The sequence below is a fragment of the Myroides sp. LoEW2-1 genome (assembly GCF_009767705.1).
In the GTDB taxonomy this organism is placed as follows: Bacteria; Bacteroidota; Bacteroidia; order Flavobacteriales; family Flavobacteriaceae; genus Flavobacterium; species Flavobacterium album_A.
Genome location: NZ_WSPP01000369.1, coordinates 1 through 10,293, shown reverse-complemented (window position 1 = coordinate 10,293; position 10,293 = coordinate 1). Strand labels below are relative to the sequence as shown.

The following is a 10,293-nucleotide window of genomic DNA, read 5'->3' as shown; positions in this document are numbered from 1 at the left end:
ACATTTAAAATCATTATATTTGATTTTAACCTAATTTGCTAAGGTGAGCTATTAGGTGAGTTGGTTTTTTACAAAAAAGACAATAGATTGATTTAAAGATATTTACGAGGAGTGGTTCGAATCCTGCCACCCCGACTACAAAAAAGAAAGCTCTAACATTTGTTAGAGCTTTTTTTGTATTATATCAAATCAAATACAAAATAATGCATTTTCAATAGTATTTACCTTTCATTTGGTTGAAATACAAAATCATTAATAGAGCTTACTTATTCAAACAAACTAATACTACCAGGTCAATAGCAGTGAAACACAAATACGATTTTTTTCATTAAAACTACAGCTTCTTCTTATTTTACCTATCACTTGAAAACGAAATTCATTTATTATACTATTTTACAATGAGTTACGCCAGCAAAACTCACATGGGAATTATCTATATGTATATATGAACTCATAGATGACAGCCAGATACTTCATACAGGTAAAACAAGAGCAACCGATTACATCTCAAGAAAAAAACTTTGTAAAACAAAACTAAGGACAGCTTAGCTCAACAGTAATTAAAAAGCAAAGAGGTCATATAAAAAATATATGACCTCTCTGACTATAAAACATCTAACTAACTAAAAACTATAATTCCAATTACTTATTGCTAATTTTCCCTATAGTACCAATACTTCCATCTCCAAGATCTTTAATTTCAAGACCTTTTGTAACTGTTGCCGTGTTTGGATCTAACACATACACATTAGACTTAGACTCTGCAGTAACAGGGATAAAAACTTCCTCGTTTTCAACAAAAGGAGTACCTGCTACAGCAATATTCTCTGCTTCTGGCAGACCTTCTACCCATTTAAAATCACCTGTAATTACATTGAAAACAGCCAATTTATTAGCAGGAGCTCTATTACTCGCATTTGATGGCTCTACAAACATATTCAACAAGAAGTTTTCACCACCTATAGCAAAAGCCTTATACACTTTCGTTCCAGAAATTGCCTCTAAATCATAGTAATACCCTGGATCAAAATCACCTTTTTTAGAATCAAATTTTATCACGGCACTTGGCTTAGACGAAAAAGGAACTCCTTTTGAATCAGTAGCATTTGGTGAGAATAAATACACATTTCCATCACCTGCTTTTCCTATAGTTGAAATACGACTTGAACGGTAACGCGCAACAGCAAAACTCATCTTATCACTCTTAACTACCTTTTCTAATACTACTTTATCATTTTCGTTCTCAGCATTCTCATTGAATTTAAAAATAGCTAACCATGCACTATCTCTATGATCAGAAGTAGTACTTTCACTGTTTAACTTCATTGGTTCAATGGCCATAACAAAGCGATTATTACCAATAGTTTCTAATCCTGCAAAGTTTGCATACTCGCCTTTTTCAGCAATCTCTTGTACATTGACATAAGATGTGAAAGCTACCTCTCCAGTAGCACCATCGATAAAGTTAAACGCTTGTGCCTTATTACTATTAGGATCTTCTCCATCAAGTGTCACACCTCCTGTTGTAGCAATCATATATTTACCCATACTTGCGATAAACTCTTCACGCGTTGGTAAATCTAATTTTGTATTCATAGTTAACTGTCCTTTATCGTTTAACAGCCAACTTTGCGAACCTGAAGGATCACCTTTTCTATACTCAAATACATAAGCTCGATTACCTCCGTGGGTATAAACAGTAGTTCCCAAAGCATTCACACCATTTCCGTTCACAGAAATACTTCCTTTTTTCAAATCTTGCACTGTTAATAGCAAACTTGTACTTGAAGCAGAAGCACCTATAACATAACGCTCTACTAATTCTTTATTAGGATCTCCTTCTCCACCACCTTCAGATGGTTCTTGAGTAGTTGAATTATCATCGCTTGAGCACGAAACAAATGTAAATACTGAAAATACAAGAGCAAGCAAAGCTCCTGAGAATAATCTTTTTTTCATTTTTAAAAGTGTTTATTATATTTAGTAATTATTTTAATATGAGTATCTTATCTTAAACATAAAATGGCGACCTGGCTTTTGAAAGCTGTAGTTGTCATAAGCCAATTTGTCAAACAAGTTGTTTGCCTCTACACTTAAGTGAATGCTGTTATTCATCAAACTGTATGAAGCATTTAAATCGTGAATAACTTGAGAAGGAATCCAGATAGGATTCATACCTATGCCTTTAAAATCATAACTATAATGATCGATATAACGCAAATTATATCCGATATTTAGATTGTTATTTTTCTTCCCAAGGTCTTTAAAAATTATCCCGGCATCAACTGAACCAAAGAAGTAAGGCTCATTTGGAATTCGCTCGTTGTAATACGGGTTCTTTACATTAAACCCACCAATTGTATACTTTTGTTTACTGCGAATATTCTGTGTAGTTAAGCTACCTCCCACTTGAATAAAATCGGCATAGATATAACGCGCTTCTAAATTTAGCCCTATACTCTCCACACCACCAATATTCACACTATTGGCTCTTGAACCAGAACCATAAGGATTCTTTCGAATGTAATCCTCCGTTTTTCTATACACAAATCCAACGTCTCCAAAGACAGAATGCACTTTATCGATAACTGATGAATAACTAAGATTCAAGTTAACATTCTTTCCTTGTTCTGGTTTTAAACTTGTATTTCCCCAAACTAAATCACCATCACCGAAAAGCTCAGAGTCAGTTGGCAATCTAAAGGTTCTCTCAAAAGAAGACTTCACCTGAAAATCATTCCACAAGTAAGTTGCAGCTATCCCGTAACCACTTTGATCTACACTGGTTGACTCACTTTGGTAAGTATGTTTGATGTGATAGTGTTTTCCAAAAATAGAAACATTCAAATTATCTAATATGTTATAACGGTAAGACAAGGCTGAAATATTCTTCATACTACGGCGTGTCAATTCGCTATTTTTCTCAGCCTCCGTTTCTTTTACAGCAAGAGGATCTTCTGTTTTTCTATTAAAGTAATACAAGACGCTATTAGCACTGAAAGCGTGTTTATCATTCAACTTATAAGACACATTCAACGAAGTCGAACCATTGTGATCGTAGAACTTAACCATTGAAGCTCCGCCACCAGATTCACCTTTCTTAAAAGTTTTGATTCGATCGCCAGCCCAGTTATACTTGTAAGCACTTGTATCGATATTCTGATTATATCCCGCATTGTAATTTGAAGTTAAACTAACATCTAATCCCTCAACAAACAGATTCTTCTTACTGTATTCCAAAGAAGGCATCACTGTAACAGAACGGCGTTTTTTCTGACCAAAAACTTTTTCCATAATTGTCCCAGTCTGCACGCCTTTTTTACCTTCACCATAAGTAAATCCTAAAAGTAATCGATCGGCATAAGGTTTGTCGACAACACCTACTTTAGCCACTACAGTAGCATTTTGAAAACGATCATTAAATCGCTTTACCCATTGTTTCTCTTTTGAGTAAACTCCTGTTTTCAAATTGACCACAGGAACTAATACTTTATAGTTATTATCAGAATAGTTCTGAAACGCATTTACTTGAAAAGTCAATCCATTGTCAAAAACTTTACTTACGTTAACGTGACTTTTGTAGGTATTAAAAGACCCTGTCGTAAAAGAAGCATCAATCTTAGTTTCCTTTGACTTGTTAGTAATGATATTTACCGCACCACCCAAGGCATCCGAACCAAACTCTACGGGCACTACCCCTTTATATACTTCAATACGATCGACCATCGTGATAGGAATATTATTGATCTTAAAATCACTTCCAAACCCCTCCATAGGTACACCATCAATAAAAAATCGGATGTGACGTCCACTAAACCCATTCATTGAAAACGTATAATCAGAACCTTCCGCACCGTCTCGTCTAACTTTTACACCTGATACTCTATCCAAAGCACCTGACACATCTAAAGATGAATTGTAAAGCGGTTTGGCATCAATTGCAATTACGTTATAAGCAGATTCGCGAACTTTATCGATTGGTTTCTTGACATTTAAAACAACATTATCCAGATAAGAAGTATTCTCAGACAATGTAAAATCTTGTGTATAGGTTATAGCATCTGTAGCCTTTATCTTTACTTCCTGCGTTTGATAACTAACGTGTTGTACTACCAATGTATACTCCCCTGGAGTTCCCATTTTGAGTTTGTACTGTCCTTTGTCATTTGTCAAATCGTGATGTCTTTGACTCCCCTTTAAACTAACAGTAGCGTAGTCAACTACATTTCCCTTAGTGTCTTTAACTGTTCCTGTAATTACAATTGGCCTATCCTGAGAAAGGACATTTTGAGAAATTCCAATTATAAACAAAAACATTAGTAGTAAAGCTTTTTTCATTTGTTTAATGCTCTTTTATGTTTTACTTATTTAGATTAATTAAATTTAAAAGCAAATATAGAGAGTTTATAAACAAATAGCCTAATTATAAAGAATGATTTTAAATAAGACCAAATGAAAGACAAAAAAAGACATAATAATTTATTAAAAAAATAGATATATTTTTAACATATCAGCAGAAACTAATTTCGCATTATGTCAATCTATTTTTTAAAACAAAAAAAGAGAGAATTAAAATTAATTCTCTCTTCTCTTACTTAAACGCTCATTTTTGAGCTTAATACCTTTATTTTTACTATTATTCTTCTCGCGATCAAAGTTCTTTCTGGGTCTATTTTCTTGTGAAGATTCTCTTGAAGTGGTATTTTGCATTCTCTTTCGAATACTTTGTTGACTTTCTTGTTGCTCAACAAGGCTTGCCTCCTCCGTTTTTATAGAAGGTTCTATAAGACGATTGAGTTCATCTAACTCACTTTTGGTGATTTCTCTGTACTTCCCGACAGGTACATCTAAAGAAATATTAATGATTCGAATTCTCTTTAAAGCGACCACATCATAATCGAAATACTCACACATACGTCGAATCTGACGATTTAACCCCTGTGTTAGAAAAATACGGAAAACAAACTTACTCACAGGTTCCACTCTACACGGTTTAGTCACTGTGTCTAAAATAGGTACTCCTGCCCCCATTCGCTGTAAAAAACGATCCGTAATAGGTCTATTAACAGTAACTAAGTACTCCTTCTCATGGTTGTTCTTTTGACGCAATATCTTATTGACAATATCCCCATCATTAGTCATGATAATCAAGCCTTCACTGTCTTTGTCAAGTCTTCCTACAGGGAAAATCCTTTTAGGATAGTTAATATAGTCCACGATATTGCCTCTTACTTTTTGATTAGTAGTACATTCAATGCCAATGGGTTTATTAAATGCTAAGTAAATAGGGGTTTCGTTATTGTTTTGTATCAGACGTCCATTCACGCGTATTTCATCTTGTTCACTCACCTTTAGTCCCATTTCTGGCACTTCTCCATTAACAGTGATACGCCCTTCTTCTATAAGGCGATCTGCCTCACGTCGAGAACAAAAACCAACTTCTGACAAATATTTATTTAATCTTGTCTTACCAGAATTTTCCATATGGTATTATAAATAATTATAATTTTTAAAAATAAAAAAACTATTGAATAAAATCCTCAATAGCCTGATACACTTTAGCATCTTGCAAAGAATGTCCATAACCTTCAGTTAAAACCAAATGGCTATTTGCAACCTTGATTCTCTCGTGAAACAAATGACATTCCTCTAAGACCACCACATCATCAAGGCGATCGTGTATCAATAGGACAGGAAGATTGAACTTCTCAATATAATACTCAGCAGCGTAATCATCTAATGGCACGTCGATTAAAGTTTGAGCATAATCGTATATTCCATTTCTCAACTTACTGTTATAACTCATCATATCGCCGTAATTCACCAAAACATCTTTAAAGCGATTTGGACATCCTAACAAAACTACCTTTTCCAAAAAAGAATAGTAATGTCCCGCTAAGCTACTCAATAAAGCAAAAGATCCCAATGAATGTGACACTACTCTACTTGGTTCAAAGTGTAAGAGCATTTGTCTAATCAAATTAGAATAAGCTGGTACATTAAAGACCTTGCCACTACTCAACCCCATACCAAAAGCGTCAAAAGCAACAAATCGATAATTTTCTCGCCCTAAAAAAGCAACAAGCTGTTCCCATCTATTGCTATTGCTTTCCCAACCGTGTATAAGTAATACAAGAGGCTTAGAAACCAAATGAGCATTCCACTTATAACAATGTATCTGCTGTCCGTCGATAGAAATCGCATATTGCTCTGCTTGACTTAGGAAATCAGACAACTCTCTTGCTTTTAGTCTTCCCTTTCTCGGTGTAGAGAACAACTTAAAAGCTATAGATACAGCCTTAGGCAAACTAAAGTAGGACAAAAGATTCAGACAAGCACCAATACACTTTTTCATTATCAAGATAAAAAAAGCCTCTTTAAAAGAGGCTTTTCATTTTAATTATATTTTTGCGATGATTGCATCGATTTTCTCTCTTTCTTCTTCAGCTAAAGCGCTATCAACTAAAATACGTCCACTGTGCTCATCTGTAATAATCTTCTTACGAGCAGCAATTTCTACTTGAGTTTGTGGAGGAATAGTGAAATATGATCCAGCAGAAGCTCCACGTTCAATAGACACCACAGCTAATCCGTTCTTTACACCATTTCTAATACGAGAATACGCAGTTAAAAGACGCTCTTCAATACTTGCTTTAAACTCCTCAGATTTCTCTAACAATAGTTTCTCTTCTCGCTCAGTCTCAGACATGATGCTCTTTAACTCAGCCTCTTTGTGAGATAAGTGTTCTTTTCTCGAAGCAAGTTTTGTCTCAGTATCATTGATATTGTTTTTCTTGCTTTCGATACTTGCCTTCATCTCTTTGATATGCTTTTCTGCAAGTTCGATTTCAAGATTTTGAAACTCAATCTCTTTTTCAAGTGAATTGAATTCACGGTTGTTCTTTACTTGGTTTTGTTGTTCAGTATACTTTTTGATAGCATCTTTAAACTCTTCGATAGCACCTTTTTTATCTTTGATACCAGTTTCGATATTGCTTAAGTCTAAATGTAACTTTTCCAAGCGTTTGTTCAGTCCAGCAACCTCGTCTTGTAAATCTTCTACTTCAAGAGGTAACTCTCCTCTCATACTTCTAATTTCGTCAATTCTTGAGTCAATCAATTGCAAGTCGTATAAAGCTCTTAATTTCTCTTCAACGGTTAATTCTTTCTTGTTTGTCATCTTTATAAGTAGTTAACTGGATTCGTATTTACATTTGATAAAATAACTGCAAAAGTAGTCATTTTTTTCTTAAGATACTCAACAATATAATTTTTAATATATCTTTCACTTTCGAAATGTCCTATATCGGCCAAAACTATCTGGTTTTCAGCTTGATAAAATTCATGATATTTCAAATCTGCCGTGATATAAGCATCCGCTTTTTGAGCTAAGGCACTTTGAATCGCAAATGCTCCAGATCCTCCTAATACCGCAACTCGCTTAATCGGTTTTCCGAGAAAAGCACTGTGGCGAATACCTCCTGTTTGCGTTTTATCTTTAACCATTTGAAGAAACGCTACTTCATCCATAGCTACATCTAACTCCCCTATCATCCCCATTCCGACATTTTGCAACTTGTTCTCTAACTGATATACCTCATAGGCAACTTCTTCATAAGGATGACTGGCAAACAAACTTTTCAAAATACTTGCCTGTAGATGCTTTTCAAAAGTAACTTCAAGCTTGACTTCCTCTACTCTTTCTTCTACATTCTGCTGACCAATTACGGGATTACTCTTTTCATTTCCCTTAAAAGTACCTTGTCCTTTAGACATAAAACTACAGTTGTCATAGTTGCCTATTGCTCCTGCACCTGCTTTAAATAACGATTCACGCACAGATTCAACATCTTTAACTGGTACATAAGTAACTAATTTCTGAATATAGTTAGCCTTGGGAATTAAGATCTTAGGGTTTGAGATTCCCAAAGTATCACAGAAAATCTTATTGACACCTTCCTGGTGATTGTCTAAAGCAGTGTGAATAGCAAATATGGCAATATCGTTTTTAATGGCCTTAATCACAGCGCGCTCAACATAGTTCTTTCCTGTAATCTTCTTTAAACCAGAAAACAGTATGGGGTGAAAGCAAACAATTAGATTGCAGTGTTTCTCAATAGCTTCGTCAACAACTTCCTCTAAAGCGTCATGACAAACCAAAACACCACTAATTTCCTGTTCATAACTTCCGACAAGTAAACCTACATTGTCAAAATCTTCAGCATAGGATAACGGTGCTAACTCCTCCATTAATGGAATAAATTCTCTTATCTTCATTTTATCAATTTACTATGTAGGGACTAAAGTAATATATTTTCTCAAAAGATAAAAAAATGGTAATTTCGTACTATGCAAACATTACGATTTTTACTCTTTCCCTTTGCCATTTTATATGGGATAATTACAAGTATTCGCAACTGCTTATACACCATTGGCTTATTCAAAAGAACCTCTTTTGACATCCCTACTATAGCTGTCGGAAACCTCAGTGTGGGAGGTACAGGTAAAACTCCTATGGTAGAGTACATTATTCGCCTACTCAAAGATCAATACCAAATTACAACATTAAGCAGAGGATATAAAAGAAAAAGCGAAGGCTTTATCCTCGCGAATGACCACACGACTATGGAAGAAATAGGCGATGAGCCATTTCAATATCACAGCAAATTTGACAATATCAATGTTGCTGTCGATGCAAAAAGAGTGAATGGCATACACAGTATCCTTAAAAACAAACCCGATACGCAAGCTGTCATCCTCGATGATGCCTTTCAACATTTGGCCGCAAAAGCAGGGTTTTATATCCTACTGACGACCTATGACGAACCTTACTACTCAGACTATATGTTGCCGACAGGTAATTTAAGAGAATCAAGATCAGGTGCCAAAAGAGCAAATATTGTCATCGTCACAAAATGCCCAAAGAATTTAACTTTAGAAAATCAAAGAAATATTACTGAAAAATTAAATCTTAAAACAGGACAATTGTCTTTTTTTACGTATATTGAATTCAGTAAACTTGCATATACAAAATCACGTTCTGTAAGTCTTGAGTTATTGAAAAATGAGGACTATATTTTAGTGGCAGGAATCGCTAAACCACAAAGTTTTTTTGATCACCTAAAGAACGAAGAAACAGAATGCTTAACATTTCCCGATCACCATCATTTTTCCCCTTCAGACGTAGAGCTAATTTTGCAGAAAGCAGGAAACAAAAACATTATAACAACAGAAAAGGATTATGTTAGATTACAAAACTTAATCCCTTCTGAAAGATTGTATTATTTACCAATTCAAACGTCCTTCATTAACAATCATGAAGTGTTTGACAAAATTATTTTAGACTATGTGGGAACAAGTACAAGAAACAGTTAAGTATCTAAGTGAGAAAACAAACTTCAAACCTGAAATTGGTATTGTTTTAGGTTCAGGGTTAGGGAATTTAACAGCTGATATTAAAATTGAGCATGAAATTCCTTATTCAGAAATTCCAAACTTTCCAGTATCTACTGTGAAAGGACACAAAGGGGCTTTAATCTTCGGTACCATTGGAGGTAAAAAAGTTGTTGCTATGCAAGGGCGCTTCCATTACTACGAAGGATACGAAATGGCTAAAACAGTATTTCCTATCAGAGTGATGAAATATATGGGAGTTGAAACTCTTATTGTATCAAACGCTTCAGGAGGTGTGAACCCGTCATTTAAAGTTGGTGACATTATGATCATTACAGATCACATCAATGCTTTCCCTGACCATCCATTAAGAGGACACAACGACGAGCGCTTTGGACCTCGCTTTGTGAACATGAACGATGCCTATACAGGTACTTTAATTAAGAAAGCACAAGAAATAGCTAAAGCTAAGAACTTCGACATTAAACAAGGAGTTTACTACGGACTACAAGGCCCAACATTTGAAACGTTAGCTGAGTACAAAATGGTGCGAATTGTAGGAGCTGACTGTGTTGGTATGTCTACTGTACCAGAAGTTATCGTTGCACGTCACATGGATATGAAAGTATTCGGTATTTCTGTTATCTCAGATATGGGTAACGAAGAAGGAATTGTTGAAGCACATCACGAAGACGTACTTAAAGCTGTTGCAGCAGCAGAACCTATTGCACGTCAATTAATCAACGAGCTAATAAAAACTATGTAATTTTAGTTTTTTTATATAATGTAATTTTCAAGGAGGGTGTCCCAAAAGGTCACCCTCTTTTGTATTATATAAAACGTTACTTTTCTCTTAGATTAAAAGTTCTTGCAATTAAAACGAGTTTTAGACTTATAATT

The 10,293-nt window shown here is 34.8% G+C and carries 8 protein-coding genes; 2 read left to right on the top strand and 6 right to left on the bottom strand.

Annotation, left to right across the window (positions count from 1 at the left end; translation table 11 throughout):
* Positions 1-642: 642 nt before the first annotated feature.
* The 6 genes from GOQ24_RS16080 to GOQ24_RS16055 form a co-directional block, all read right to left on the bottom strand.
* Positions 643-1,959 carry a DUF4374 domain-containing protein gene (locus tag GOQ24_RS16080; protein WP_155092706.1) on the bottom strand — a complete coding sequence of 439 codons (1,317 nt, stop codon included), beginning with the start codon at positions 1,957-1,959 and terminating at the stop codon, positions 643-645.
* A gap of 33 nt (positions 1,960-1,992) precedes the next feature.
* Positions 1,993-4,338, bottom strand: coding sequence for a TonB-dependent receptor (locus tag GOQ24_RS16075; RefSeq protein ID WP_155092707.1), 2,346 nt, complete (start codon positions 4,336-4,338; stop codon positions 1,993-1,995).
* Positions 4,339-4,575: 237 nt separating this feature from the next.
* Positions 4,576-5,484 carry a 23S rRNA pseudouridine(2604) synthase RluF gene (gene rluF, locus GOQ24_RS16070; protein ID WP_155092708.1) on the bottom strand — a complete coding sequence of 303 codons (909 nt, stop codon included), beginning with the start codon at positions 5,482-5,484 and terminating at the stop codon, positions 4,576-4,578.
* A gap of 40 nt (positions 5,485-5,524) precedes the next feature.
* Positions 5,525-6,355 carry an alpha/beta hydrolase gene (locus tag GOQ24_RS16065; RefSeq protein ID WP_155092709.1) on the bottom strand — a complete coding sequence of 277 codons (831 nt, stop codon included), beginning with the start codon at positions 6,353-6,355 and terminating at the stop codon, positions 5,525-5,527.
* Positions 6,356-6,400: 45 nt separating this feature from the next.
* Positions 6,401-7,180, bottom strand: a complete 780-nt coding sequence (locus GOQ24_RS16060) for a zinc ribbon domain-containing protein (RefSeq protein WP_155092710.1) — start codon at positions 7,178-7,180, stop codon at positions 6,401-6,403.
* A gap of 2 nt (positions 7,181-7,182) precedes the next feature.
* Positions 7,183-8,277 (bottom strand): Nif3-like dinuclear metal center hexameric protein, encoded by a 1,095-nt coding sequence (locus GOQ24_RS16055; RefSeq protein WP_155092711.1) that lies wholly within the window; start codon positions 8,275-8,277, stop codon positions 7,183-7,185.
* 72 nt (positions 8,278-8,349) lie between these two features.
* On the opposite strand from GOQ24_RS16055, the gene lpxK reads away from it, so the two are divergent.
* Both lpxK and GOQ24_RS16045 read left to right on the top strand, forming a co-directional pair.
* The gene (gene lpxK / locus GOQ24_RS16050; protein ID WP_155092712.1) at positions 8,350-9,375 is read left to right on the top strand and encodes a tetraacyldisaccharide 4'-kinase; all 1,026 of its coding nucleotides are present in this window, start codon (positions 8,350-8,352) and stop codon (positions 9,373-9,375) included.
* The gene (locus GOQ24_RS16045; RefSeq protein ID WP_155092713.1) at positions 9,347-10,159 is read left to right on the top strand and encodes a purine-nucleoside phosphorylase; all 813 of its coding nucleotides are present in this window, start codon (positions 9,347-9,349) and stop codon (positions 10,157-10,159) included. The genes lpxK and GOQ24_RS16045 overlap by 29 nt, the downstream gene beginning before the upstream one ends.
* The last annotated feature ends 134 nt before the right edge of the window (positions 10,160-10,293 follow it).

Excerpts from the sequence above, each read along its gene's own strand:
- GOQ24_RS16080 (WP_155092706.1), bottom strand. The coding sequence starts at position 1,959 with ATGAAAAAAAGATTATTCTCAGGAGCTTTGCTTGCTCTTGTATTTTCA.
- GOQ24_RS16075 (WP_155092707.1), bottom strand. The coding sequence starts at position 4,338 with ATGAAAAAAGCTTTACTACTAATGTTTTTGTTTATAATTGGAATTTCT.
- rluF (WP_155092708.1), bottom strand. The coding sequence starts at position 5,484 with ATGGAAAATTCTGGTAAGACAAGATTAAATAAATATTTGTCAGAAGTT.
- GOQ24_RS16065 (WP_155092709.1), bottom strand. The coding sequence starts at position 6,355 with ATGAAAAAGTGTATTGGTGCTTGTCTGAATCTTTTGTCCTACTTTAGT.
- GOQ24_RS16060 (WP_155092710.1), bottom strand. The coding sequence starts at position 7,180 with ATGACAAACAAGAAAGAATTAACCGTTGAAGAGAAATTAAGAGCTTTA.
- GOQ24_RS16055 (WP_155092711.1), bottom strand. The coding sequence starts at position 8,277 with ATGAAGATAAGAGAATTTATTCCATTAATGGAGGAGTTAGCACCGTTA.
- lpxK (WP_155092712.1), top strand. The coding sequence starts at position 8,350 with ATGCAAACATTACGATTTTTACTCTTTCCCTTTGCCATTTTATATGGG.
- GOQ24_RS16045 (WP_155092713.1), top strand. The coding sequence starts at position 9,347 with ATGTGGGAACAAGTACAAGAAACAGTTAAGTATCTAAGTGAGAAAACA.